The following is a 26,473-nucleotide window of genomic DNA, read 5'->3' as shown; positions in this document are numbered from 1 at the left end:
AGAGAGGTATTTATAGTTCGAAGAAAAAGACACTGTGGGGCAACGATGGTCGCCCCACGTCTTGCCATTAATGCTTGATAATATACAAGTCTTTAACGTGGATATTATCCATCGGGTCTTTACCGGAGTATCCGCCTACCCATGGTTTCACCAAACGCGCATTGACGTAGTAATACACTGGTACAATCGCAGAGTCTTTATCCAACTGCTGCTCAGCTTTCGAATACAGCTCGCTGCGCTGCGCTTCGTCAGTCACTTTCAGCGTATCGGCAATCAACTTATCAAATGCCGCGCTCTTATAGTGAACAGTGTTGTTGGAGCTGTCTGACAGCACCATGTTAAGGAAAGAGGTCGGTTCGTTGTAATCCGCACACCAGCCCGCACGAGAAACATCATAGTTACCCTGATGACGGGTATCGAGGAAGGTCTTCCACTCCTGGTTTTCCAGCTTAACGTTGGCACCCAGATTTTTCTTCCAGATAGAGGCGGCTGCAATAGCCAGCTTCTTGTGCAGATCGGAGGTGTTATACAACAGGTCGAAGGTCAGCGGTTTTTCTGCGGTAAAGCCAGCTTCAGCCAACAGTTTTTTCGCTTCTTCGTTACGTTTTTCCTGTGACCACTTGAACCACTCTGGCTCAACCAGTTTTGCGCCATCGGTATACGGCGGCGTGAAGCTGTACGCTGGCAGGTCGCCCTGGTTCTTCACTTTGTTGACGATAATGTCACGATCCAGTGCCATCTTCAGGGCGGTACGTACACGCACATCGTTGAACGGTGGCTTCTGGTTATTAATTTCGTAATAGTAGGTACACAGATACGGGTCAACGTGAACTTCGTTCGGGATCTCTTTTTTCAGTTTCTGGAATAACTCAATCGGCATGTTGTTGTAGGTCATGTCGATTTCACCACTGCGGTAGCGGTTAACATCAGTCACTTCAGAAGAAATTGGCAGATAAGTTACCTGGTTAATCACCGTTTTGGCGTTATCCCAGTAGTTAGTATTACGCTCAAGAACAATGCGCTCGTTGACGACCCAATCTTTTAATTTATAGGAGCCGTTAGAAACGATGTTCGCGGGCTGGGTCCATTTATCACCAAATTTTTCCACCACGGCTTTAGGCACCGGGGAAACGGATGAGTGAACAAGCAGTTTGTAGAAATACGGAACAGGTTCACTGAGGGTAACTTCAAAAGTATGGTCATCAATGGCTTTTACACCGAGATCGGTGACCGGTTTTTTACCGGCGATAATGTCGTCAATATTAACGATGTGCCCATACTGTAAATAGCTGGAGTATGGTGAAGCGGTATTTGGATTCGCCAGACGTTGCCAGCTATACACAAAATCTTGCGCGGTCACGGGCGAGCCATCGGACCATTTCGCGTCTTTACGCAGATGGAACGTCCAGACTTTAAAATCTTTATTTTCCCATTTTTCCGCCACGCCCGGTGATGGCTTGCCATCAACGTCGCTGATTAATAAACCTTCAAACAGGTCACGGTTAATGTTGGATTCTGGCACACCTTCGATCTTGTGCGGATCGAGAGACTGAACTTCCGAACCATTATTGCGTACCAGCGTTTGCTTCTCAGCAAGTTGAACACCGGCAGGTACTTCTGCCGCCGTGGCAACATTTCCTGCGATAAGCGCAGATAGAATCCCCGCCGCTACTAAACTTTTCTTAGTGATGTTAGTCATTGTGTTTGTACTCCCTCATTATTATGGCTGGTTTTTTAACCAGACTGTTAATCCTGTACGGATCCCTGTACGGCACCGGAGATTTTCTGCCGTCAGGTGATTTATTGTTTTACTGCTTGCTATCACCGACTTTATTTATTCTGGCGGTTCGAGCGACCGCCTTGCGTCGATTTTCTACGTGTCTCCCCTGTCGGAAACACGCGGTTACTCTATTGAGAGAAACTAACTGAAAACAGTTCTCAACAACGTAAAATCTTCTGCAAAATACCTGGTCGGAAAGTATCAAATGCCTTTCTTAACCGCCAATACATTTTACAGATTTGTTAACCAATTCGCTTTTATCGAAAAAAAATCGCACATCAATGGTCCTCAAAAAGAGAGGTAATAATCGTAATATCATGATAGATAACGAATTAAATCCATTGAGCGGTTGATTACCCTGTCCGGTATCAATATGCCGATATAATTTACATAAAATTAACAATTGGTCATTAATTAGCACATTACTCTAAAATAGACACTGAAATAACTAATAACATTTCGATAATCCTTCAGCAAGCCCCAGAGTATAATGTTAGAAAAATAACAGTAAGCCCCCTATTCAGGGACGTAGCCATAAAAATTATTATCTTTTAAATCAATACGTAACGGATGGATTGGCAATCAGCATGTTTTACAATTTCAATGCTAATTTTCAACTTTAGTGAGACGTTTTACTGATAATGAAAAGAACGGAGCTGAGGGCCAGCTCCGTTTACTGAAAACAGTCCCGTCAGGCCAGTAAGCCCGGGAAAATAGATTTGATGCCGGTGACGATGAATTCAATCCCCAACGCCATGAGCAGTAAGCCCATAATACGCGTAATAACGTTAATACCCGTTTGCCCCAACAGGCGTACCAGCCAAGGAGCCATACGAAACAGTCCCCAACAGCATAAGGCAAACAGTGCAATCGCCACAAAGAACCCGAACAGGTTTAATGCGCTATGATAGCGAGTCCCCCAGACGATGGTTGAACTTATCGCCCCCGGCCCCGCCATCAACGGCAATGCCAACGGAACAACACCAACATTCTCGCGTATGGCAGTCTCTGACTTTTCCTGTTTGTTTTGTTTATCTTCCCCGAGTTTCCCACTGATCATCGACATTGCAATGGTTACCACCAGAATCCCGCCGGCAATTCTGAACGAATCAATCGAGATACCGAAGAGTTGCAGGATCGCATCACCAAGAAACAACGAGGTCCACAAAATAATCGCCACCGACAGGTTTGCCGTCAGATTGGTTTTGTTACGCGCCGCTGCGGTTTGGTAGCTGGTCATACTGATAAAGACCGGGATGATCCCGACGGGGTTGACCAACGCAAATAACCCAATGAAAAACTTAAAGTAAAGAGGAAAATCAAATAGCGTTTGGATCACGGTTAGCTCCGAAGCGTTAGCCGGATAAAATGAGTCATAAAAAATGTTAAAAACCGCGCTGAAGATACGCTTTTTGGCAGCATTCTTCACCTTCTATCTGCGTTAATCTCTGTAAACGTGCTACCAATACTCGGTGTTATTAATATGTATGAAATATGCTAATGTTAATCTCATTCATTCCATCAATTCGTTAACACTTGCCGATAAACACTAAAAGAGCCTGCTGAAAGGTGTCAGCTTCGCGTAAATTTGATCCAGATCACGCAGTTACTACTCAGAAGTGAGTAATCTTGCTTACGCCACCTGGAGGAAACGCGTTAGAGTTGAATACGCTAGCGTATAAGCTCTTTTAGTAAATCAATGTAAGGCGGGCGTTAATTAACCGTTTGATTTTCAAAACGTTACACAAATTTTCGTCGATCTGTCTATACTCTCGTAGCGAGCAGATGATTTACTAAAAAAGTTTAACATTATCAGGAGAGCATCATGGCTGTTACTAATGTCGCTGAACTTAACGCACTTGTAGAGCGCGTAAAAAAAGCCCAGCGTGAATATGCCAGTTTCACTCAAGAACAGGTTGACAAAATCTTCCGTGCCGCCGCTCTGGCTGCCGCAGACGCTCGAATTCCCCTCGCGAAAATGGCCGTTGCCGAATCTGGCATGGGTATTGTCGAAGATAAAGTGATTAAAAACCACTTCGCATCTGAATACATCTATAACGCTTACAAAGATGAAAAAACCTGTGGTGTCCTGGCCGAAGACCATACTTTTGGGACCATCACTATCGCTGAACCGATTGGTATCATCTGCGGTATCGTTCCAACCACTAACCCAACGTCTACTGCAATCTTCAAATCGCTGATCAGCCTGAAGACGCGTAACGCTATCATCTTCTCTCCACATCCGCGTGCTAAAGATGCAACCAACAAAGCGGCAGACATCGTTCTGCAGGCTGCTATCGCTGCTGGCGCACCAAAAGACCTGATTGGCTGGATCGATCAACCTTCTGTTGAACTGTCTAACGCTCTGATGCACCACCCGGACATTAACCTGATCCTTGCGACCGGTGGTCCTGGTATGGTTAAAGCAGCATACAGCTCTGGTAAACCGGCAATCGGTGTTGGCGCAGGTAACACCCCTGTTGTTATCGACGAAACAGCAGATATCAAACGTGCCGTTGCTTCCGTGCTGATGTCTAAAACCTTCGACAACGGTGTAATCTGTGCGTCTGAACAGTCCGTTGTGGTTGTAGATTCCGTATACGACGCCGTTCGCGAACGTTTTGCCAGCCACGGTGCCTATATGCTGCAGGGCAAAGAGCTGAAGGCTGTTCAGGACATCATCCTGAAAAATGGCGCGCTGAACGCGGCTATCGTGGGTCAACCGGCATACAAAATCGCTGAGCTGGCTGGTTTCTCCGTGCCGACTAACACCAAGATTCTGATTGGTGAAGTTAAAGTTGTCGACGAAAGCGAACCGTTTGCTCACGAAAAACTGTCTCCGACGCTGGCAATGTACCGTGCGAAAGACTTCGAAGATGCAGTTGTTAAAGCTGAAAAACTGGTTGCTATGGGCGGTATCGGTCATACCTCTTGCCTGTACACTGACCAGGACAACCAGCCAGAACGCGTTGCTCACTTCGGTCAGATGATGAAAACTGCACGTATCCTGATCAACACCCCGGCGTCTCAGGGTGGTATCGGCGACCTGTACAACTTTAAGCTTGCACCATCCCTGACTCTGGGTTGTGGTTCCTGGGGTGGTAACTCCATCTCTGAAAACGTTGGTCCTAAGCACCTGATCAACAAGAAAACCGTTGCTAAGCGAGCTGAAAACATGTTGTGGCACAAACTTCCGAAATCTATCTACTTCCGCCGTGGCTCACTGCCAATCGCGTTGGATGAAGTGATTACCGATGGTCACAAACGTGCGCTGATCGTGACCGACCGCTTCCTGTTCAACAACGGCTACGCTGACCAGATCACGTCTGTTCTGAAAGCTGCGGGCGTTGAAACCGAAGTGTTCTTTGAAGTTGAAGCTGACCCGACGCTGAGCGTTGTGCGCAAAGGTGCTGAACTAGCCAACTCCTTCAAACCAGACGTGATCATCGCGCTGGGTGGCGGTTCCCCGATGGACGCAGCGAAAATCATGTGGGTCATGTACGAACATCCGGAAACCCACTTCGAAGAACTGGCGCTGCGCTTTATGGACATCCGTAAACGTATCTACAAGTTCCCGAAAATGGGCGTGAAAGCGAAAATGATCGCCGTCACCACCACTTCCGGTACTGGTTCTGAAGTCACCCCGTTTGCGGTTGTAACCGACGACGCTACTGGTCAGAAATATCCACTGGCAGACTACGCGCTGACCCCGGATATGGCGATTGTCGATGCTAACCTGGTGATGGATATGCCGAAGTCACTGTGTGCGTTCGGTGGTCTGGATGCCGTCACTCACGCCCTGGAAGCTTACGTTTCCGTACTGGCTTCTGAGTTCTCTGATGGTCAGGCTCTGCAAGCGCTGAAACTGCTGAAAGAAAACCTGCCTGCGTCCTACCACGAAGGTTCTAAGAACCCGGTAGCTCGCGAGCGTGTACACAGTGCAGCGACCATCGCCGGTATCGCGTTTGCTAACGCCTTCCTCGGTGTATGTCACTCCATGGCGCACAAGCTGGGTTCACAGTTCCACATTCCTCACGGTCTGGCGAACGCCCTGCTGATCAGCAACGTTATTCGTTATAACGCGAACGACAACCCGACTAAACAGACTGCTTTCAGCCAGTACGACCGTCCGCAGGCCCGTCGTCGCTACGCTGAAATCGCAGACCATCTGGGTCTGAGCGCACCGGGCGACCGTACCGCAGCGAAAATCCAGAAACTGCTGGCATGGTTGGATGAGATCAAAGCTGAACTGGGTATTCCTAAGTCTATCCGTGAAGCTGGCGTTCAGGAAGCTGACTTCCTGGCACATGTTGACAAACTGTCTGAAGATGCGTTTGACGACCAGTGCACCGGCGCTAACCCGCGTTACCCGCTGATTTCTGAACTGAAACAGATCCTGCTGGATACCTTCTACGGTCGCGAATACAACGAAGGTGAAACTGCCGCTAAAACTGAAGCAGCAGCCGCGCCTAAAGCAGAGAAAAAAGCGAAGAAATCCGCTTAATTCATAAATCTAAGCTGTAGTATCACGTCGAACGGTCCCTTTAGGGGACCGTTTTTTTTCGCCTGATTTATTCTCACCTTCACAGCGCAAAAACTCATGCAGACCATCGCGGTGAATGGACATGCCCGTAGGAGATTGGAGGAGGATGCGCGTAAAGGGTCTACAGAGGTGATTGTAGGGTAGTACTTCTGACTTATGGCCAGTGGTCTACCCTGCGCGTTACAGCGCCCTGGCGAGCGTAGATTAATCGTGGCTGTGCCGTTCCTGAATGGCCGTCAGAGAGCCCTCAGATTGCGCCTCTTTATAGTGCTTGCGGCATACCGACACATAGCGTTCATTGCCACCAATAACCACCTGTTCTCCCTCGTTATAAGGTCGTCCAGCTTGATCAAGACGTAGTACCATACTCGCCTTCCGCCCGCAGAAACAAATAGTCTTTAATTCGACCAATTTATCTGACCAGGCAAGCAGGTATTCGCTACCGCCAAATAATTCACCACGAAAATCGGTGCGTAACCCGTAACACAAAACCGGAATATCCAGCTGATCGACAACCTCGGATAATTCATAAACCTGCTGGCGTGTCAAAAACTGTGACTCGTCAACCAGTACACAATGTATTCTCTGCTGCGCATTCTCCGCGCGAATTTCTTCGAACAATGATGAATTTTGGTTAAACAGTTTTGCAGGTGACGACAGACCTATACGTGAACTTACTTTCCCTGTTCCAAACCGGTCGTCGATTTCCGCTGTATATACAACGGCACGCATGCCACGTTCCTGGTAATTGTATGAAGATTGCAGCAAAGCGGTCGACTTCCCCGCATTCATTGCAGAATAGTAAAAATATAGCTGTGCCATTGACCGTCAGCCCTCACCTGAGTAAATAAATATGGGCGCGATTGTATCATAATTCACAAACATGTCTGCGCACCGTTGTCGCCCACATACGTATAAAAAATCGCGTCAGCATCACTCATCAGCCTCCTAAATATGACGTACTACGGTAAGGTTCAGGAAACAGACTTAAGTTATGGGTCGCGCAGTGATGCACACCACCAATGCTCGAATAATCTGACTTATGACGGTATATACACATTCTTTCACAAATAGTGCCCTTGAAATTCATCAACGGTGCTTATCATCACAGTTCAATAAAGAAACCTTGCTTTCAATGTTATTGAATCCCCCTACGAACACCCTGTAATAGTGAATTCCCGTAAGCAAAACTAATACAAAAGGTTGAAATTACTGCAAACAGATACAATTACCGTGCTGTAAAATGTGACCTGAATCTTGAATTTTCCTGCATGACTGAAGAGTAGCCCCCACACCAATAAGCCTTTTTTATGCCCTTTCCCAGACGAAATTTAACGACAATGAATTAATGCAGATACTAAATAAAGCGCAATTTTGAATTCCTTACATTCCTGGCTATTGCACATCTGAATTTATCGCTCTATTATTAGCTCAACAAACCCCACCCAATATAAGTTTGAGATTACTACAATGAGCGAAGCACTTAAAATTCTGAACAACATCCGTACTCTTCGTGCGCAGGCAAGAGAATGCACTCTGGAAACGCTTGAAGAAATGCTGGAAAAATTAGAAGTTGTCGTTAGCGAGCGTCGCGAAGAAGAAAGCGCTGCCGCTGCTGAAGTTGAAGAGCGCACTCGTAAACTGCAACAATATCGTGAAATGCTGATTGCTGACGGTATTGACCCGAACGAACTGCTGAATAGCATGGCTGCGGTTAAAACCGGTGCTAAAGCCAAGCGCGCAGCACGCCCAGCTAAATATAGCTATGTTGACGAAAACGGTGAAACGAAAACCTGGACCGGCCAGGGTCGTACACCGGCAGTAATCAAAAAAGCGATGGAAGAACAAGGTAAACAGCTGGACGATTTCCTGATCAAGGATTAATCCACAATTAGTTTGCTTAAAATCCCGCCGACGGCGGGATTTTTTTTACCTGTACTTCGCATAACACCTACCCAATAGGGGTATAAAAAAACGGCGCTGGATAAACAGCGCCGTTGCATGCGGATTAATAACGTGATGTTACTTCTTAATACCCATCTCGTCTTCAAGCCAGGCTTTAAATTCAGCGCCAAGGGTATTATGACGAATACCATATTCGACGAACGCTTGCATATAACCCAGCTTATTACCACAGTCATGGCTTTTGCCCTTCATGTGATAGGCTTCAACCGTTTCTTTTTCAATCAGCATATCGATAGCATCGGTCAACTGAATTTCGTCACCTGCGCCCGGAGGCGTTTTTGCCAGCAGAGGCCAGATATCTGCACTCAGGACATAACGCCCTACAACCGCAAGATTAGATGGCGCGACATCGGCTTTCGGTTTTTCCACAACACCGACCATCGGTACGCTTTCGCCCGGCGCTAATTCCACACCTTTACAGTCCACCACGCCGTAAGCCGTCACATCGTCTACTGGCTCCACCATAATTTGGCTGCTGCCTGTTTCATCAAAGCGACTAATCATTTCGGCGAGGTTATCGCGGGATAAATCAGATTCGTATTCGTCGAGAATAACATCCGGCAGGATGACCGCTACGGGTTCATCACCAACAACCGGGTGCGCACACAATACAGCGTGACCCAGACCTTTTGCCAGACCCTGACGAACCTGCATAATCGTCACGTGCGGTGGGCAAATAGATTGCACTTCTTCCAGCAACTGGCGCTTAACACGTTTTTCCAGCATAGCTTCAAGTTCAAAGCTGGTATCGAAGTGGTTTTCAATCGAATTTTTAGACGAGTGAGTCACAAGGACAATTTCAGTGATACCCGCGGCAATACATTCGTTGACGACGTATTGAATTAATGGCTTATCAACCAGCGGTAACATTTCTTTAGGAATTGCCTTGGTCGCCGGTAACATCCTGGTTCCTAATCCCGCTACCGGGATAACGGCTTTTTTGACTTTCGAATTAAGGGCAGCCATTTAAAACTCTCCTGGACTGTTCATGTATTGAACGTGTTCATCAATCTGTATCGCATCCGAGTATATCAGTACCGCGACAAGCTTCAGGTCTGAAAAGGACGCGCGTCGGTATAATTAAGATAAATACGAATAAATCTGGCGCTGATAGTAGCACTGCAAAAGACAGGGAGGTGAGCCAATTTGAATCCCTGCCTCTCGATTGTTCATTCTGCGGACAACATCAGTCGCAGACGCCCCCCGGCACCCCAAATTTGGCACTGCCAGGACTCACAGCGTTGGCTTAGTTGGTTGAGGTACGTATTCCCCAACGTTCCCAGCGGAACACCATTACTGATTTGCACGTTGTGGCTACCAGTATTTAAGGTCGCATTCAGACCCGCAGAGACCAGGACCAAATTTTTTAAACCGCTATGGTAGTAACCAACCAGCAACGGAAATTGCCCCGGTAGATTGGCCTGTCGAAGCAGATGATTAACCTGTTTCAGGAGCGTACCGAGCTCCGGCAACCGTTGATTCTGATGTGCCAGTTGCTCTTGTAGCAGCCCATTAAACAGTGCCCGTAACAACAGTGCCGCCAGCACGCCATTATCCCCTGCCCGCGTCACATCCAGGCAATAGAAGGCAAGATCGTGTTCCGACAACGGCGCAATATCAAGGACCAGGCCGGGTTGATCGGCGGCAACCAGTTGACGGTAGTTGATGCGACACTGTGAAATCACCTGTTGAACCGGTGGCTGTAGCTCTTGTAACAGTTTTGCTGCTGCTGCGGGGTCGCCGACCATCGCATCCCAGTCACGAAATAACCGCTCTTCTTCTTCAACGCGCGAGTTAAACATGTTGGGGTAAAGGCACGCAAAAACCGTTTCCCGTAGTCGGTTAAGGTCTTTCACCGGCTTAAGCAACACATCATCCACACCGAGGCGAAGTGCTTTGGCAATATCAGACATATTTTCTGTCGCGGAGATAACCAGGATTGGCGTCCGATCGCCACGGTTACGCAGGTATTCAACCAGTTTGAGACCGTTCATTCTCGGCATCGCAAGGTCGCAGATCATCAGATCGGGTGTAAAGCGCCCCAATAATTCCAGCGCATCAAGCCCATCGCCCGCTACAGCCGTTGTCGCTCCCAAAGAGGAAAACCATGAGTCCAGAAGTGAGCGAAATACAGGCTCATCTTCAACAATAAGAATCTGTTTTCCGACCAATGGCTGCGTCATATTCTCCCCCCTGACTGGCTTTAATCAATAGTGGCATGCTATTGCTACTCACGCCTGTCAGAATTGACTTAAGTGTTGATAAAAAATGCGTTAGATGTTGGTCTTTACCAGTGGCAGCAACTCATCCATTTTTTTCTCTACCGCAAGCTGCCCGGCAGCAATAGCTGCACCCGCACGGTGGAAGTCCAACGTGGATATTTGCGGACAAAACGGTTGAATTAGAATATCTGGCGGGTCGCCGGCCATGCGGTTACGTTTAAGCCGGTTTTCCAGCACCTGAATAGAGGTGGTCATGATCTCCATCGCCGTGGGCGCAGTGACCGTTCGTCTGGCGGTGATATTACTCAACCGCTCTTTCAGACGCGCATGCCATGAAAGCTCGTCATCACTCGAGTCGGTATCATTGCTGACGTTAAAGGAGAGCAGATCTTGTTGCATGAGGTGCGCATCATGTTGCAGGTCAACCGCAATGACGATATCGGCGCCTAGCGCACGCGTCAGCGAAACCGGCACAGGGTTAACCACCGCACCATCAACCAGCCAATAACCATTATGTGCAACCGGGGACATCAGACCAGGAATACTGCAAGAGGCCCGCACGGCAAGGTGTAAATCACCTTCGGTAAACCACAGTTCGCGACCCGTACTCAGATTCGTCGCGACGGTAGCAAACCGGCGCTGGCAGTGTTCAATTGACTCGACAGGCATGACGTTGCGGTATTGATTAAACACGCGTTCACCGCGCAGCAATCCGCCTCTGCGCCAGGAGAGATCCATCAGGCGTAAAACATCCCAATAGCTGAACGAGCAGACCCATTGCTCGAGGGCGGGTAATTTATTACACGCATAGGCGGCGCCAACCAACGAGCCGATTGAGCACCCTGCAACGATATCAACATCAATGCCCATATGTTTAAGGGCCTTAATCACACCAATATGCGACCAGCCTCGTGCCGCGCCGGAACCTAGCGCCAGCCCAATTTTTATTTTTCTCATTGTACCTACAGACTTCCCCTGGCTTGCAGACGTAGCAACATCACTACGGCTCAGTTAACATAGTGCTACCGTGGCGTTTTTACGCCGTTTTTTTATTCCAGGGAGTATTTTGTGTCTCAGCTTTGTCCCTGTGGTAGCGCTGTCGAGTATAGCCTATGTTGCTACCGTTATGTGTCTGGCGCGCAAGTAGCACCAACGCCGTCACACCTCATGCGTTCTCGTTACTGTGCTTTTGTGATGAAAGACGCAGATTACCTGATTAAGACCTGGCACCCCGACTGTCATGCCGCCGCATTTCGCGATGAGATTAGCGCAGGATTTGCCCATACCGAATGGCTTGGACTTACCCTGTTTGAACAGGCAACGTCGGACACAGAAAATACCGGCTATGTCAGCTTTGTGGCGCGGTTTTCCGAACAGGGGAAAACGGGCGCCATTATTGAGCGCTCTCGTTTTTTAAAAGAAAACGGCCAGTGGTATTATATTGATGGTACGCGCCCGCAAATTGGCCGTAACGATCCCTGCCCTTGCGGGTCAGGTAAAAAATTTAAAAAGTGCTGCGGCTAACCCACGCCCGACAGCATCTATTACGCAAACATTTTCAACAGGAATACCCCGGCAATGCATTCACAACAACGTAAAGTTCTGCGCACTATCTGCCCCGACCAAAAAGGTTTGATCGCACGCATCACCAATATTTGTTACAAGCATGAACTGAACATCGTGCAAAACAACGAGTTTGTTGACCACCGTACCGGTCGCTTTTTTATGCGTACAGAACTGGAAGGCATTTTTAATGACGTCACGCTGCTGACCGATCTCGACAGCGCACTGCCTGAAGGATCCATTCGCGAACTTACGCCAGCAGGCCGTCGCCGCATCGTTATTTTAGTCACCAAGGAAGCGCATTGTCTGGGCGACCTGTTAATGAAAGCCAATTACGGTGGACTCGATGTTGAAATTGCGGCGGTAATCGGCAACCACGACACGCTGCGTTCGCTGGTTGAACGTTTTGATATTCCTTTTGAGCTAGTCAGCCATGAAGGATTAACCCGCGAAGAACACGATCAAAACATGGCCGATGCCATCGACGCCCACCAGCCTGATTATGTGGTGTTGGCGAAATATATGCGTGTCTTGACGCCAGAATTTGTTTCACGCTTCCCGAATAAGATTATTAATATTCACCACTCGTTCCTGCCTGCCTTTATTGGTGCACGTCCGTACCACCAGGCTTATGAGCGCGGCGTCAAGATCATTGGTGCAACAGCTCACTATGTGAATGATAACCTCGATGAAGGTCCAATCATCATGCAGGACGTGATTCACGTGGATCACACCTATACCGCAGAAGATATGATGCGCGCAGGCCGCGACGTAGAAAAGAATGTGTTAAGCCGTGCGCTGTATCAGGTTCTGGCCCAGCGAGTCTTTGTTTACGGTAACCGAACGATTATTCTGTAATCACCAATAATATGAATTGATTAGCTTTACTGCGTTACGGATGAAAAACACGCAAACGATCTACGTTAAGCAAAGGAATGCTTTACAGCGGCGCGTCATTTGATATGATGCGCCCCGCTTCCCAAGGAAGCAGGCCAGTAAAAGCATTACCCCGTGGTGGGGTTCCCGAGCGGCCAAAGGGAGCAGACTGTAAATCTGCCGTCATCGACTTCGAAGGTTCGAATCCTTCCCCCACCACCATTATTCACTACAGCGATGTAGTTAACTCGATGAGCAATGCAGAAGTTTGCACTTATCGGGGAAGGGTGAGAAGCGAAGCGACGAATAATCCTTCCCCCACCACCATCCTCATAGCATTACCTACAATTTAAATTACCCCTGGTGGGGTTCCCGAGCGGCCAAAGGGAGCAGACTGTAAATCTGCCGTCATCGACTTCGAAGGTTCGAATCCTTCCCCCACCACCATCAATCCCCTGTAATACCTCAGCTAAATCAAAGCACAATGCCCTATATTCTGCCCATGCGGGAAGGATGAGAATCTTCGATTAAGGTTCGATTCGAGCATAGCGAGAAAGCGTTGCCGCAGGCAACGACCCGAAGGGCGAAGCGCGCAGCGCTGAGTCATCCTTCCCCCACCACCACTTCTCTGTAGTACCCTTAGCTAAACAGCTAAACCCCATAGGCCGGATAAGGCGTATTCGCCACCACCCGGCAACAGTCATAAAAAAACCCCGCCGAAGCAGGGTTTACAATGACGCAGAGAATCGATTAGTGGCGTGCGCGAACAATCTGATACTTGCGGGTCAAATACTCGACTGGCACGCTCCAGATGTGTACCAGACGAGAGAACGGGAACAGCAGGAACAGCGTCATACCGAGCACCAGGTGCATACGGAAGATAAACGCCACACCGTCCAGGTACTGGGACGCGCCGCCGTGGAAGGTCACCACAGACTGTGCCCAGTTGACCAGCTTCATCATCTCACTCCCGTCCATATGCTGGGCGGAGAACGGAATCGTCAGCAGACCCAGCGCACACTGGATAACCAGAACGGACAGCACCAGAATATCTGCGCCGGTGGTAGTGGCACGCACGCGTGGGCTGAACAAACGGCGTTTGAGCAGCAATACACCACCGACCAGACACATCACGCCGGACGCACCGCCTGCAAACATGGCCATTTTCTGTTTCACTTCCAGCGGCAGCCACGCTTCGTACATCCAGTGCGGCGTTAACATCCCCAGGAAGTGGCCGGCGAAAATACCCAGGATCCCGATATGGAACAGGTTTGACGCCATGTTCATCCCTTTGCGATCCAGCATCTGACTGGATGCCGCACGCCAGGTGTACTGCCCGTAGTCATAACGCAGCCAGCTACCAATCAGGAAGACAGAACCCGCAATGTACGGATAGATGTCAAAGAAGAACGTATTCAGGAAGTGCATTATTGCTGTCCTCCGGTGGTGATATTCAGATACTGCGGCGCAACGGCCCCGGCAAAACGACGCTGGTGAGCGGAGATCTCAGATTCACCGCACCCCTGATCGGCAAAGAATTTCACCTGCTCTTCTTCCCAGACAGCGTCCAGCGCCTGCGGAGTATCATCGCGAACTTCATCCGCAATTTTCTCCGCCACTTTGTCGCTGTCGATAGCCGCATTCGCCAGTTTCAACAGCAGATCGAACAGCACGGCGTAGCGACTTTCACGCTGTTGCAGACGAGCACTGAGCAGGGCCAGAATCGGGGCGATATCCTGCAAACCACCCAGCGCCTCTTCCTTCGGCAACTGCGCCAGATATTCCAGGTACAGCGGCAGATGGTCCGGTAATTCGCGGCTGTCGAGCTGTAAACCGTGCTGCTCGTACTGCGCCATCAGGTCAACCATCGCCTGACCGCGGTCGCGGGATTCACCATGCACATGTTCAAACAACAGCAGCGAGGTTGCACGGCCACGGTCGAACAGTTCACTGTAGCGGGACTGTGCGTCCAGCATGTCCTGCGCGGTTAAATCGCGCAGGAAGACGCCCAGAGTCTGGGCATCATCTTTGTCCAGGTTTTCAGATGACGCGAGTGCATCGAAAAGTTCCTGCTGATGCTGCCATAAGGCAGCATCCGGGTACTCGAGCAGACGCGAAACAATGACGAGTTCAATCATTGGTGCGGCTCCGTTTTGCTGGTCACATCGACAGCATCGATGCGGCGACTGTTGAACAGATTGAATTTGGTGTCCGAACCGTGGCAACCGTCGCCGAAGGTAAAGCCACAACTGCTTTTCTCCGGGAACGCTTCACGCGCCAGCTCACGATGGCTGCTCGGTACCACGAAACGATCTTCGTAGTTCGCGATGGCCAGGTAGCGGTACATTTCCTGTGCCTGCGCTTCAGTCAGACCAACTTCTTCCAGCGCACGGGTGTCGACTTTACCGTCAACGGTTTCCGCACGTTTAAAGTGACGCATCGCCAGCATGCGCTTCAGCGCCAGTACCACCGGCTGCGTATCCCCTGCAGTCAGCAGGTTTGCCAGGTACTGAACCGGAATACGCAGGCTGTCCACGTCCGGCAGAATACCGTTGCTGCCCAGTTCACCCGCATCAGCCGCAGACTGAATCGGTGACAAAGGCGGAACATACCAGACCATTGGCAGCGTGCGGTATTCTGGGTGCAACGGCAGCGCCAGCTTCCAGTCCATCGCCATTTTGTACACTGGAGACTGCTGAGCCGCGTCGATCACGCTCAGCGGAATACCGTCTTTCAGTGCCTGCTCAATGACCGCCGGGTCATTCGGATCGAGGAACACGTCCAACTGACGCTGGTACAGATCTTTCTCGTTCTCGGTGCTTGCCGCGCTTTCAATGGCGTCAGCGTCATACAGCAGTACGCCGAGGTAACGAATACGTCCGACGCAGGTTTCGGAACATACGGTCGGCTGACCGGCTTCGATACGCGGATAGCAGAAGATGCACTTCTCTGACTTACCACTCTTCCAGTTGAAGTAGATTTTCTTGTACGGGCAACCGGTAATACACATACGCCAGCCGCGGCACTTGTCCTGGTCGATCAGCACGATGCCGTCTTCTTCACGCTTGTAGATGGCACCGCTTGGGCAGGTCGCCACGCACGCCGGGTTAAGGCAGTGCTCGCACAGACGCGGCAAATACATCATGAAGGTATTTTCGAACTGGCCGTACATCGCCTTCTGCATGTTCTCGAAGTTTTTGTCTTTTGACAGCTTCTCGAACTCGCCGCCTAGGTCGTCTTCCCAGTTCGGACTTTTGGTTATCTTGTCCATACGCTTGCCGGTGATCAGCGAACGTGGACGTGCAATCGGCTGCGCTTTGCTGTCAGCCGGAGCGTTGTGCAGCGTCTGGTAATCGAAGTCAAACGGCTCGTAGTAATCATCGATACCCGGCAGATGCGGGTTAGCGAAGATTTTACCCAGCAGCAGCGCTTTGTTACCCATACGCGGTACCAGCTTACCGTTGATCTTGCGGATCCAACCGCCCTTCCATTTTTCCTGGTTTTCCCAGTCGGTCGGGAAACCGGTGCCCGGCTTAGTTTCAACGTTATTGAACCAGGCGTACTCGGTCCCTTCACGGCTGGTCCAGACGTTTTTGCAGGTTACTGAACAGGTGTGGCAACCGATGCACTTATCGAGATTCAGCACCATGCCGACTTGTGAACGAATTTTCATTTTACGCTCTCCTGTACCTGGTCATTGCCTTCGCCATCCAACCAGTCAATGTTCTTCATCTTACGGACCACCACGAACTCATCACGGTTTGACCCTACGGTGCCGTAGTAGTTAAAGCCGTAGGCCAGGTGGGCATAACCACCAATCATGTGCGTCGGTTTCGGCGTAATACGGGTCACCGAGTTATGGATCCCGCCGCGCTGTTCGGTAATTTCCGACCCTGGAATATTCACAATACGTTCCTGGGCGTGGTACATCATGGTCATCCCGGCCGGGACACGCTGGCTGACTACCGCACGGGCGGTTAGTGAACCGTTGCTGTTAAAGACTTCGATCCAGTCGTTATCTTCGATACCCAGATCTTTCGCATCCGCTTCACTCATCCACACGATCGGACCGCCGCGGCCTAATGTCAGCATCAGCAGGTTGTCGCTGTAAGTGGAGTGGATACCCCACTTCTGGTGTGGCGTCAGGAAGTTGAGCGCCTTTTCCGGATTGCCGTTGGATTTCTCGCCCATCACGGCTTTCACCGAACGGGTGTCAATTGGCGGACGATAAACCAGCAGGCTTTCACCGAAGTCGCGCATCCACTGATGATCCTGATACAGCTGCTGACGACCGGTCAGCGTACGCCATGGGATCAGCTCGTGAACGTTGGTGTAACCGGCGTTGTAAGAAACATGCTCATCTTCCAGGCCAGACCAGGTCGGGCTGGAGATAATTTTACGCGGCTGCGCCTGAATATCGCGGAAGCGGATTTTCTCGTCTTCTTTATTCAGTGCCAGATGCGTATGGTCACGGCCGGTAAATTCACTCAGCGCAGCCCAGGCTTTCACCGCCACCTGACCGTTGGTTTCCGGCGCCAGGGTGAGGATCATCTCGGCGGCATCAATCGCCGTATTCAGCATCGGCTGACCTTTAGCCGGGCCTTCTGCCTTGGTGTAGTTAAGCTTACGCAGCAGGTCCATTTCGCTCTGGGTGTTCCAGGCAATCCCTTTCCCGCCGTTACCGACTTTATCCATCAGTGGGCCGATGGAGGTGAAGCGTTCGTAAGTTGCTGGGTAATCACGCTCAACGGTCATGATGTGCGGGGCAGTAACGCCTGGGATCAGATCGCATTCGCCTTTTTTCCAGTCTTTCACGTCCAGCGGCTGCGCCAGTTCGGCAGCGGAATCGTGCTGGATAGGCAGCGTTACCACGTCGGTTTCTTTACCGAGGTGACCTACGCAGACTTCAGAGAATTTCTTGGCGATGGCTTTGTAAATTTCCCAGTCGCTTTTCGATTCCCAGGCCGGATCAACAGCGGCAGACAGCGGATGAATAAACGGATGCATGTCCGATGTATTCATGTCGTCTTTTTCATACCAGGTGGCGGTAGGCAACACGATGTCGGAATACAGACAGGTGCTCGACAGACGGAAGTCCAGCGTCACCACCAGATCCAGCTTGCCATCGAGACCGTTATCCTGCCATTCCACTTCTTCTGGCTTCACACCACCCTGTTTGCCCAGATCCATCCCCTGAATACCGTGTTCAGTACCCAGCAGATACTTCAGCATGTACTCATGACCTTTACCGGACGAGCCCAGCAGGTTAGAACGCCAGATGAACAGGTTACGCGGATGGTTTTTACCGTTTTCAGGTTGTTCTGCCGCAAAGCGAATAGAACCCTCTTTCAGCGATTTCACGGTGTAATCCACCGGCGTCATCCCGGCTTTTTCCGCCTCACGGGCAATGTACAGCGGGTTGGTGCCCAACTGCGGCGCAGATGGCAACCAGCCCATACGTTCAGCGCGCACGTTAAAGTCGATCAAATGACCGCTATAGCGGGACTTGTCCGCCATCGGCGACAGCAGTTCCTGCGCAGTTACCGTCTCATAACGCCACTGGCTGGAGTGGTTATAGAAGTAGGAGGTGCTGTTCATGTGACGTGCCGGACGCTGCCAGTCAAGGCCAAACGCCAGCGGCTGCCAGCCGGTCTGCGGACGCAGTTTTTCCTGACCCACATAGTGCGCCCAACCGCCGCCGCTCTGACCAACGCAGCCGCAGAACACCAGCATGTTGATCAATCCGCGATAGTTCATATCGAGGTGATACCAGTGGTTCAGACCGGCACCGACGATGATCATTGAACGACCGTGCGTTTTGTCAGCGTTATCGGCAAATTCACGGGCGATACGCACGATTTGAGCGCGTGATACACCGGTAATTTTTTCTGCCCATGCCGGGGTATATGCTTTGATGTCATCGTAGCTGGTGGCGCAGTTTTCATCGTTCAGACCGCGTTCCAGACCGTAGTTCGCCATGGTCAGGTCATAAACGGTGGTCACCAGCGCGGTAGTACCGTCCGCCAGTTGCAGGCGTTTGACCGGCAGTTTGTGCAGCAGAACGTTTTCCAGTTCGACTTTATTGAAGTGCTCGGTGCCTTCGCCGCCAAAGTATGGGAAGCCGACTTCAGCGATGTCATCCTGGCTGCCCAGCAAGCTGAGCTGCAGTTCGGTTTCTTTACCGGACGTGCCGTCGCGCTGCTCAAGGTTCCACTTCCCTTTTTCGCCCCAGCGGAAACCAATCGAACCGTTTGGCGCGACCATCTCGCCGTCGGTATTGACGGCAACGGTTTTCCACTCTGGGTTATTTTCCTGGCCCAAAGAATCGACCAGATCGGCGGCGCGCAGCATACGGCCCGCCGCATAGTAACCGTCACGCTCTTCGAGCATCACCAGCATCGGGAAGTCGGTGTAACGACGCACATAGTCGGTGAAGTACTGGCTTGGGTTATCAAGGTGGAACTCACGCAGCATGACGTGGCCCATTGCCAGCGCCATCGCGGCATCGGTGCCCTGCTTCGGTGCCAGCCACAGGTCGCACAGCTTGGCAATTTCAGCGTAGTCCGGGGTGATCGCGACCGTTTTGGTCCCTTTGTAGCGAACTTCAGTGAAGAAGTGGGCATCCGGGGTACGGGTCTGCGGAACGTTTGAACCCCAGGCGATGATGTAGCTGGAGTTGTACCAGTCGGCAGATTCCGGAACGTCGGTCTGCTCACCCCAGGTCTGCGGAGACGCAGGCGGCAGGTCACAGTACCAGTCGTAGAAGCTCAAGCAGGTACCGCCAATCAGGGACAAGTAGCGTGCACCGGAGGCGTAGGAAACCATCGACATTGCCGGGATCGGCGAGAAGCCTGCCACGCGGTCAGGGCCGTAGGTTTTGACGGTGTAGACGTTAGAAGCGGCAATCAGCTCATTCACCTCCTGCCAGGAAGAACGTACAAAGCCACCACGACCGCGCGCTTGCTTGAAGCTTTTTGCTTTATCGGCGTCTTCGATGATGGATGCCCATGCGTCTACCGGATCGCTGTGCAGTCTTTTCGCTTCACGCCACATTTTCATCAGGCGTTTACGCATCAGCGGGTATTTCAGGCGGTTAGCGCTGTAGAGATACCAGGAGTAGCTCGCACCGCGCGGGCAGCCGCGTGGTTCGTGGTTTGGCAGGTCTGGACGGGTGCGCGGGTAGTCGGTTTGCTGGGTCTCCCAGGTCACCAGACCATTTTTCACGTAGATTTTCCAGCTGCATGAGCCGGTGCAGTTTACCCCATGAGTTGATCGCACGACTTTGTCATGCTGCCAACGCTGGCGGTATCCATCCTCCCAGTCCCGGTTAGTATTGAGAAGCTGGCCGTGCCCATCGGCAAAGGTTTCGCCCTTCTGCTTGAAGTAGCGAAACCGGTCCAGGAATTTACTCATCGGTTGTCTCCTGTAGGAGCCTGACGGCTCTCTGATAAATCGACATTGCTTGATTGAGAATGAAGGTAACGCTATGAAAGCGCGTGGGAATTGATAACGATCAAGGCAGGCAGGGATGGGAAAGAGAGGTTAAATTTTATATACCCCTTAAGTGGGATGAGGTAAAAGTCAGTAATCAATTGATTTTAAATATGATTTTAAAATTAACTCATCATACAAATGTTAAATTCTTTACAAGTGAGTATTAAGGGGTATCCCCCCTGGCAGGCCTCTTTCTGTGTACCGTTCTGACAGACGATAGTCTCTGTAGATAAATAAGTATGTTGTAACTAATTACAGACAAAAAAAAGCGCGGTCTAACACCGCGCAAAGGATAATCAACCTACACGTCATCCTTCAAACTGCTTCCGCGTTGGCTGTGCTCGTTCTCCCCAGTCACAGACTTGAGTATGCTCCTGGGGATTTCTCACTTGCCGCCGTGATGCAGTTTGAGTGATTTTGTGTACATTACTTTTTTATTTTTTAGAATGACGTCCGTATACCACCCAAGTGATGACCACGCAGGCGACATAGAAGATCAGGAACACTTTCATCGCATCCACCGGCGAACCGGTTAACGCCAGCGACGTACCAAACGCTTTAGGAATAAAGAAGCCGCCAATCGCGCCGATAGCTGAGATAAAGCCCAGTGCCGCCGCCGTGTCGGTTGCCGCTTCACGCATCGCTTTCTCTTCGGAGCCACCTTCGGCTTTCACTCGGTCCATCGTCAGTTTACGGAAGATCACAGAGATCATCTGGAAGGTAGAACCACTACCCAACCCAGCCGTCAGGAACAGCGCCAGGAACACCGCAAAGAAGGCGATAAAGTTGCCACCCTCACCGTTTGTTGGCAGCGTAAGGAACAGCAAGGCGCTGAAAATGGCCATCAGGACAAAGTTCACCAACGTCACACGCGTCCCGCCCAGTCGGTCAGAAATTGCCCCACCAGCAGAACGAGCCAGGGCGCCAATCAGCGGACCAAAGAAGGCATAATGCAGGATCTGCACCTCAGGGAACTGCGTTTTTGACAGCATGGCAAAACCGGCAGAGAAGCCGATAAAGGAGCCGAAGGTTGCCAGATACAGCAGACTCATAATCCACAGATGTCCGCGTTTCAGCACCGGTAATTGCTCTTTCAGTGACGCTTTAGAGGTTGCCAGTTCGTTCATACCAAACCACGCAGCCAGCGTCAGCACCGCCAGGAACGGTACCCAAATCCACGCGGCGTTGGCCAGATACAGTTGCGTGCCATCCGGTTGTTCAACGCCGTGGCTACCGAATGCCGCGAAGATAGACAAGGAGACCACCAGCGGCGCAAGCAACTGCATCACGCTGACGCCCATGTTACCCAGACCGCCGTTCAGCCCCAGTGCACCGCCCTGTTTCTGTTTCGGGAAGAAGAAACTGATGTTAGCCATGCTGGAAGCAAAGTTTGCCCCGGCAAAACCGCACAGCAGAGAGATGATAATAAACGTGCTAAACGGCGTGGTGGTATCTTGCACGGCAAAACCTAACCATACGCAAGGAATGATCAGGATACCGGTGCTGAATGCCGTCCAGCGACGTCCGCCAAACAGAGGAACCATAAAGGAGTACGGAACACGCAGCAGCGCACCGGAAACCGACGGTAATGCCGTCAGCATGAACAGCTGCTCGGTGGTAAAGTCAAAGCCAACCTTCGGTAAGTTCACCGCTACGGCGCTAAATAACATCCATACGCAAAATGCCAGCAGCAGACAAGGGACGGAAATCCACAAGTTGCGGCTGGCAATACGATGACCTCTTTGTTGCCAAAAGGCGGGATCTTCCGGCCGCCATTCTGTAATTACAGATCCAGATGCCCTTTCCGGGGCAGATGAGTGACTCATAGACACCTCTGATACTTGTTTCGATGCCTGCAACATTAGGGTTTACAGCGAGAGGTAAGTTGATATAAATCAAAGGAAAAGATGTCATTATTAGTGCTTAAAATTTATCATTACCCCAAATGAGTACATAACATCGCTAAAAAAGATGTGGTTTTTCACGCTTCTGTCGCCCCCTACTCCCCGCAGCCGGGGATCTCTCCCACCTGCGGCAATTAAGGGGTAGCCCGTTTGAGGTATGGGTATACTCCAGTGTATAGCTGAGAATAACGCCACTGCTTGCAGCAGTATCGTCATTCATAAGGATTTCGCTACAACGAAATCCTGAAGGAAGAAGTCACCATGTTAAAACGTTGTCTCTCTCCGCTTACGCTGGTCAACCAGGTAGCGCTGATTGTTTTACTGTCCACCGCAATCGGCGTGGCAGGTATGGCCGTCTCCGGCTGGTTGGTTCAGGGCGTTCAGGGCAGCGCGCATGCGATAAATAAAGCCGGCTCCCTGCGTATGCAGAGCTATCGTCTGCTGGCAGCGGTTCCGCTGGATGCCAATGACCAGCCGCTGCTGGAAGAGATGGAAAGAACGGCCTTCAGCCCGGAACTCACGCGCGCCGCTAAGCGCGACGGACAACAGGCACAGCTGAAGGCGTTACAGGATTACTGGCATACCGAACTGGCGCCAGGGCTATCACATGCACAAAACGCGGACGCCGTTGCCGAGGACGTTACGCAGTTTGTGGCAGGACTGGATAAGCTGGTGACCGCCTTTGACCACACCACGGAATTGCGTATTGAGCGCGTGGTGATGCTGCATCGTCTGATGGCCGTGTTTATGGCACTGCTGCTGGTTTTCACCATTATCTGGCTGCGTGTTCGTCTGCTGGAACCGTGGAAACAGCTGCTGTCGATGGCGCGAGCCGTCAGCCAACGTGATTTTACCCAGCGCGCATGCATTAGCGGGCGTAATGAAATGGCGGCCCTGGGATCGGCACTGAACAATATGTCAGAAGAGCTGGCAGAAAGTTACTCGGTACTGGAACAGCGGGTGCAGGAGAAAACCGCCGGTCTGGAGCATAAAAACCAGATCCTCTCCTTCCTGTGGCAAGCCAACCGCCGTCTGCACTCTCAGGTACCACTGTGTGAACGTCTTTCCCCGGTACTCAACGGGCTACAAAATTTAACGCTGTTGCATGATATCGAACTGCGGGTGTACGACCTGGAAGATGAAGATAATCACCAGGAGTTTACCTGTCAGTCGAACGTCAGCTGTGATGAAAAAGGGTGTCATCTGTGTCCGCGCGGCACGCTGCCCGCCATTGACGGCGGAATCACACTGAAATGGCGACTGACCGATGCGCATACTCAGTATGGTATTCTGCTGGCCACATTGCCGCACGGACGTCATCTTAGCCACGACCAGCAGCAACTGGTTGATACCCTGGTTGAACAACTGACCGCGACGCTGGCGCTGGACAGGCAGCAGGAGCGTCAGCAGCAGTTGATTGTGATGGAAGAGCGTGCCACCATTGCACGCGAACTGCATGATTCTATTGCACAATCGCTTTCTTGTATGAAGATGCAGGTCAGCTGTTTGCAAATGCAAGGCGAGGCGCTGCCGGAAAACTGCCGCGACCTGTTGAGTCAAATTCGTAATGAACTGAACACGTCCTGGGTGCAGTTGCGTGAGCTGTTAACCACCTTCCGTTTGCAGTTAACGGAGCCTGGATTGCGCCCAGCGCTGGAAGCCAGCTGCCTGGAATACAGCGCCCGATTTGGTTTTACGGTGAAGCTGGATTACCAGCTGCCACCGCGTCTGGTGCCTTCGCACCAGGCTATTCACCTGTTGCAAATTGCCCGTGAAGCCCTGAGTAATGCCCTGAAACACTCTCACGCCGATGACGTTGTGGTGACGGTGGTGCAAAATGGCAAGCAGGTCAAACTGACAGTGCAAGATAACGGCTGCGGCGTACCGGAAAACGCCGAACGCAGTAACCACTACGGCATGATTATTATGCGCGATCGTGCGCAAAGCTTGCGCGGCGATTGCCGTGTACGCCGTCGCGAGACTGGCGGTACTGAAGTTGCTGTCACTTTCATTCCCGAAACAAACTTCACAGAAGTCCAAGGAGATACCCATGAGTAATCTGGAACCGGCAACCATCCTGTTGATCGATGATCATCCGATGTTGCGAACCGGTGTAAAACAGCTTGTCAGTATGGCGCCCGATATTACCGTGGTCGGCGAAGCCAGTAATGGCGAGCAGGGTATCGAGCTGGCTGAGTCTCTTGATCCCGATCTGATCCTGTTGGATCTCAATATGCCCGGTATGAACGGTCTGGAAACGCTCGATAAGCTGCGCGAAAAATCCCTGTCCGGCCGCATCGTCGTATTCAGCGTCTCCAATCATGAAGAAGACGTGGTCACCGCCCTGAAACGCGGCGCGGATGGTTATTTGTTGAAAGACATGGAACCGGAAGATTTGCTGAAGGCATTACAGCAAGCGGCCGCCGGTGAAATGGTGCTTAGCGAAGCTTTAACACCCGTACTGGCCGCCAGCCTGCGTGCTAATCGTGCCACCTCAGACCGCGATGTCACCCAGCTCACGCCGCGCGAACGCGACATCCTGAAACTGATTGCCCAGGGCCTGCCTAACAAGATGATTGCCCGCCGTCTAGACATCACCGAAAGCACGGTCAAAGTCCACGTGAAGCATATGCTGAAGAAAATGAAGCTCAAATCACGCGTAGAAGCCGCGGTATGGGTGCATCAGGAACGCATTTTCTAATTTTTAATGCTGCTTATCGTCAACGAGGATCATTTTCCGACACCGCGCTAAACGGTTCGGTCAGTGATAGCGTGATCTCATTGGAAGAGACACGCTGACCCTGTTCGTCTTCCACCACCACCGACAGCCGCCAGCGGTTTGTTGCCCCGTCACTGCTGTCCCATTTTGGCATAATAATCGTCCAGCCTTCTGCACTCCGGGTAGTTGTTCCCGCCGTCAAACTCAGCGCTTGCGTATCCCCCTGCCACGTCAGGTGGCGAATACCGTGCTGACTGCGCACCTCCAGCTTCAGCGCTACCGACTCGCCAGGCGTGAGATCCCACGGCGGAGTTGCCAGAAACACAGCCAGAGTTTTGCGCTGGCGATATTCCATCGTCGGCAGATTGTTACGCTGTGGTAAGTCATAACGACTCCCGCGCAAGGACTGACTGCCAGCCACTTCGCTGACCATCAACTGTTTTTTTAACGGCACGCCAAAGCGATAGTTAAGCTTTACACCGACGCTGTTCTGGCTGACCCCGCTTTCCCCCTGCTTATGCTGCGCGGTCACCGTCACCAGCGGCACCGGCGTGTAGCTCAGCCCCAGCTTGACCGCCACCGGATTATGGTAGCCGGTTCCGGAATGAAACAGATCGACCTGGTCGCCAAAGTATTGCTCCACGCTAACGCTGGTATTGAGATGTTCATAAAACGGGACCCGCATCAGTGCAGTAAGATCGTATCCCCGCGCCATGCGCTGCACCTGCGTCGCAGAACGTTCCTGCCAGGACGAGAACGGCTGGTAATAATTGGCTGATAAGCGCAGATACTCGCCCCACGCTTCGGCACCCACGCCACCGCGCGGCAGGTTTTCATCCAGCAGAGTGTCATAAAAGGTGTTGTAACCTAACAACCAGCCGTTGCGTACCCAGCGCTGCCCGATGCCCAGATTACTGACCAGCCCCTCATCTTGCTGGGTTATCCCCATCTGGCTCCAGGTCAGGTAGCGTTGATTATCCTGCCACGGAATAAACCAGCTTCCCCGGCTGCCGGTAAAGCGACCCTCGTTATCCACCTGTAGCCCAACGCTGGCATTACCCCAGGGAGAAAGCAACGACTCCAGTTGTTGATTTACCTGCTCACTGACCGTGTCACGCACCTGGCCAAACGCAAACTGCTTCGCCTGTTCACCGGTATCAAGACCATTATCGGTCATGCTGGCTTCGCCAAACGCTTTGACCATTTCGGCAAAATGCTTTTCACCGGCCCGGGACTCCGCTGCCATGCCAAGATCGGGTAAGCCATCATGATTGTTGTCAAACGGGTTGGCGGCCTGCTGGATAAACGAAGACTGCGCGCTGGCAGTACCGCCTGCCAGCGGCAAGAGTAGGAGGATACTACGTGTACAACTGAAAAAACGGCTCAAATCGTCGTGGCTTTTACATC

The 26,473-nt window shown here is 51.3% G+C and carries 18 protein-coding genes, 2 tRNA genes and 1 other RNA gene; 9 read left to right on the top strand and 12 right to left on the bottom strand.

All coding sequences use genetic code 11. The features are described 5' to 3' along the window. Positions 1–67: 67 nt before the first annotated feature. Both oppA and AC3ITF_RS09545 read right to left on the bottom strand, forming a co-directional pair. Complete coding sequence (oppA, locus tag AC3ITF_RS09550; protein WP_115258306.1) at positions 68–1,699, bottom strand: oligopeptide ABC transporter substrate-binding protein OppA; 1,632 nt, start codon at positions 1,697–1,699, stop codon at positions 68–70. A gap of 772 nt (positions 1,700–2,471) precedes the next feature. Further along, on the bottom strand, positions 2,472–3,119 hold the full coding sequence (locus tag AC3ITF_RS09545) for a YchE family NAAT transporter (protein ID WP_137361811.1): 648 nt from the start codon (positions 3,117–3,119) through the stop codon (positions 2,472–2,474). A 486-nt stretch (positions 3,120–3,605) separates the two neighbouring features. On the opposite strand from AC3ITF_RS09545, the gene adhE reads away from it, so the two are divergent. Beyond that, the gene (gene adhE / locus AC3ITF_RS09540; RefSeq protein ID WP_096756796.1) at positions 3,606–6,284 is read left to right on the top strand and encodes a bifunctional acetaldehyde-CoA/alcohol dehydrogenase; all 2,679 of its coding nucleotides are present in this window, start codon (positions 3,606–3,608) and stop codon (positions 6,282–6,284) included. A 243-nt stretch (positions 6,285–6,527) separates the two neighbouring features. Here the strand turns inward: adhE and tdk are convergent, their stop codons facing one another. Then, entirely contained in the window at positions 6,528–7,145 is a 618-nt protein-coding gene (gene tdk / locus AC3ITF_RS09535; protein ID WP_115258305.1) for a thymidine kinase, read from the bottom strand. Between the two features lie 648 nt (positions 7,146–7,793). Here tdk and hns point away from each other — a divergent pair. Further along, on the top strand, positions 7,794–8,207 hold the full coding sequence (gene hns / locus AC3ITF_RS09530) for a histone-like nucleoid-structuring protein H-NS (RefSeq protein ID WP_096756794.1): 414 nt from the start codon (positions 7,794–7,796) through the stop codon (positions 8,205–8,207). Positions 8,208–8,345: 138 nt separating this feature from the next. Here hns and galU read toward each other — a convergent pair whose 3' ends face one another. The 3 genes from galU to rssA form a co-directional block, all read right to left on the bottom strand. Then, positions 8,346–9,254 carry a UTP--glucose-1-phosphate uridylyltransferase GalU gene (gene galU, locus AC3ITF_RS09525; RefSeq protein WP_135911914.1) on the bottom strand — a complete coding sequence of 303 codons (909 nt, stop codon included), beginning with the start codon at positions 9,252–9,254 and terminating at the stop codon, positions 8,346–8,348. Positions 9,255–9,457: 203 nt separating this feature from the next. After that, the gene (gene rssB / locus AC3ITF_RS09520; protein ID WP_096756792.1) at positions 9,458–10,471 is read right to left on the bottom strand and encodes a two-component system response regulator RssB; all 1,014 of its coding nucleotides are present in this window, start codon (positions 10,469–10,471) and stop codon (positions 9,458–9,460) included. A gap of 90 nt (positions 10,472–10,561) precedes the next feature. Continuing rightward, a complete protein-coding gene (gene rssA / locus AC3ITF_RS09515) occupies positions 10,562–11,467 on the bottom strand; it encodes a patatin-like phospholipase RssA (protein ID WP_115258304.1) in 906 nt (301 codons plus the stop codon). A 111-nt stretch (positions 11,468–11,578) separates the two neighbouring features. On the opposite strand from rssA, the gene AC3ITF_RS09510 reads away from it, so the two are divergent. The 5 genes from AC3ITF_RS09510 to AC3ITF_RS09490 all read left to right on the top strand — a co-directional run bounded on the left by AC3ITF_RS09510 (position 11,579) and on the right by AC3ITF_RS09490 (position 13,572). Further along, entirely contained in the window at positions 11,579–12,034 is a 456-nt protein-coding gene (locus AC3ITF_RS09510) for a YchJ family protein (protein WP_115258303.1), read from the top strand. Between the two features lie 54 nt (positions 12,035–12,088). Next, positions 12,089–12,931 (top strand): formyltetrahydrofolate deformylase, encoded by an 843-nt coding sequence (gene purU, locus AC3ITF_RS09505; RefSeq protein WP_096756789.1) that lies wholly within the window; start codon positions 12,089–12,091, stop codon positions 12,929–12,931. A 155-nt stretch (positions 12,932–13,086) separates the two neighbouring features. Next, positions 13,087–13,171 (top strand) — tRNA-Tyr (locus AC3ITF_RS09500). 140 nt (positions 13,172–13,311) lie between these two features. Next, positions 13,312–13,396 (top strand) — tRNA-Tyr (locus AC3ITF_RS09495). 45 nt (positions 13,397–13,441) lie between these two features. Further along, positions 13,442–13,572, top strand: a non-coding RNA gene (locus AC3ITF_RS09490) — RtT sRNA. A 127-nt stretch (positions 13,573–13,699) separates the two neighbouring features. Here AC3ITF_RS09490 and narI read toward each other — a convergent pair. The 5 genes from narI to AC3ITF_RS09465 form a co-directional block, all read right to left on the bottom strand. Beyond that, entirely contained in the window at positions 13,700–14,377 is a 678-nt protein-coding gene (gene narI, locus AC3ITF_RS09485) for a respiratory nitrate reductase subunit gamma (RefSeq protein WP_115258301.1), read from the bottom strand. Continuing rightward, the gene (gene narJ, locus AC3ITF_RS09480; RefSeq protein WP_096756787.1) at positions 14,377–15,087 is read right to left on the bottom strand and encodes a nitrate reductase molybdenum cofactor assembly chaperone; all 711 of its coding nucleotides are present in this window, start codon (positions 15,085–15,087) and stop codon (positions 14,377–14,379) included. The genes narI and narJ overlap by 1 nt, the downstream gene beginning before the upstream one ends. Then, positions 15,084–16,622, bottom strand: coding sequence for a nitrate reductase subunit beta (gene narH / locus AC3ITF_RS09475; protein WP_489176367.1), 1,539 nt, complete (start codon positions 16,620–16,622; stop codon positions 15,084–15,086). The genes narJ and narH overlap by 4 nt, the downstream gene beginning before the upstream one ends. After that, positions 16,619–20,362, bottom strand: coding sequence for a nitrate reductase subunit alpha (locus AC3ITF_RS09470; protein WP_096756785.1), 3,744 nt, complete (start codon positions 20,360–20,362; stop codon positions 16,619–16,621). The genes narH and AC3ITF_RS09470 overlap by 4 nt, the downstream gene beginning before the upstream one ends. A gap of 515 nt (positions 20,363–20,877) precedes the next feature. Continuing rightward, complete coding sequence (locus tag AC3ITF_RS09465) at positions 20,878–22,269, bottom strand: NarK family nitrate/nitrite MFS transporter (RefSeq protein ID WP_115258300.1); 1,392 nt, start codon at positions 22,267–22,269, stop codon at positions 20,878–20,880. A gap of 339 nt (positions 22,270–22,608) precedes the next feature. Here AC3ITF_RS09465 and narX point away from each other — a divergent pair, with 339 nt between their 5' ends. Together narX and narL are read left to right on the top strand one after the other, a co-directional pair. Then, positions 22,609–24,405: a nitrate/nitrite two-component system sensor histidine kinase NarX gene (gene narX, locus AC3ITF_RS09460; protein ID WP_135911912.1), complete on the top strand. Its 1,797-nt coding sequence runs from the start codon at positions 22,609–22,611 to the stop codon at positions 24,403–24,405. Beyond that, positions 24,398–25,048: a two-component system response regulator NarL gene (gene narL / locus AC3ITF_RS09455; protein ID WP_003020756.1), complete on the top strand. Its 651-nt coding sequence runs from the start codon at positions 24,398–24,400 to the stop codon at positions 25,046–25,048. The genes narX and narL overlap by 8 nt, the downstream gene beginning before the upstream one ends. Before the next feature lie 19 nt (positions 25,049–25,067). Here the strand turns inward: narL and AC3ITF_RS09450 are convergent, their stop codons facing one another. Beyond that, on the bottom strand, positions 25,068–26,453 hold the full coding sequence (locus AC3ITF_RS09450) for a YchO/YchP family invasin (protein ID WP_137399960.1): 1,386 nt from the start codon (positions 26,451–26,453) through the stop codon (positions 25,068–25,070). Between the last annotated feature and the right edge of the window lie 20 nt (positions 26,454–26,473).

The organism is Citrobacter sp. KH_055_1, assembly GCF_057838705.1.
The sequence above is the reverse complement of the archived record's forward strand: the minus strand, read 5'-3'. Positions and strand labels throughout refer to the sequence as shown.

Excerpts from the sequence above, each read along its gene's own strand:
- galU (WP_135911914.1), bottom strand. The coding sequence starts at position 9,254 with ATGGCTGCCCTTAATTCGAAAGTCAAAAAAGCCGTTATCCCGGTAGCG.
- tdk (WP_115258305.1), bottom strand. The coding sequence starts at position 7,145 with ATGGCACAGCTATATTTTTACTATTCTGCAATGAATGCGGGGAAGTCG.
- rssA (WP_115258304.1), bottom strand. The coding sequence starts at position 11,467 with ATGAGAAAAATAAAAATTGGGCTGGCGCTAGGTTCCGGCGCGGCACGA.
- adhE (WP_096756796.1), top strand. The coding sequence starts at position 3,606 with ATGGCTGTTACTAATGTCGCTGAACTTAACGCACTTGTAGAGCGCGTA.
- AC3ITF_RS09465 (WP_115258300.1), bottom strand. The coding sequence starts at position 22,269 with ATGAGTCACTCATCTGCCCCGGAAAGGGCATCTGGATCTGTAATTACA.
- narI (WP_115258301.1), bottom strand. The coding sequence starts at position 14,377 with ATGCACTTCCTGAATACGTTCTTCTTTGACATCTATCCGTACATTGCG.
- narH (WP_489176367.1), bottom strand. The coding sequence starts at position 16,622 with ATGAAAATTCGTTCACAAGTCGGCATGGTGCTGAATCTCGATAAGTGC.
- narL (WP_003020756.1), top strand. The coding sequence starts at position 24,398 with ATGAGTAATCTGGAACCGGCAACCATCCTGTTGATCGATGATCATCCG.
- narX (WP_135911912.1), top strand. The coding sequence starts at position 22,609 with ATGTTAAAACGTTGTCTCTCTCCGCTTACGCTGGTCAACCAGGTAGCG.
- AC3ITF_RS09470 (WP_096756785.1), bottom strand. The coding sequence starts at position 20,362 with ATGAGTAAATTCCTGGACCGGTTTCGCTACTTCAAGCAGAAGGGCGAA.
- rssB (WP_096756792.1), bottom strand. The coding sequence starts at position 10,471 with ATGACGCAGCCATTGGTCGGAAAACAGATTCTTATTGTTGAAGATGAG.
- purU (WP_096756789.1), top strand. The coding sequence starts at position 12,089 with ATGCATTCACAACAACGTAAAGTTCTGCGCACTATCTGCCCCGACCAA.
- oppA (WP_115258306.1), bottom strand. The coding sequence starts at position 1,699 with ATGACTAACATCACTAAGAAAAGTTTAGTAGCGGCGGGGATTCTATCT.
- narJ (WP_096756787.1), bottom strand. The coding sequence starts at position 15,087 with ATGATTGAACTCGTCATTGTTTCGCGTCTGCTCGAGTACCCGGATGCT.
- hns (WP_096756794.1), top strand. The coding sequence starts at position 7,794 with ATGAGCGAAGCACTTAAAATTCTGAACAACATCCGTACTCTTCGTGCG.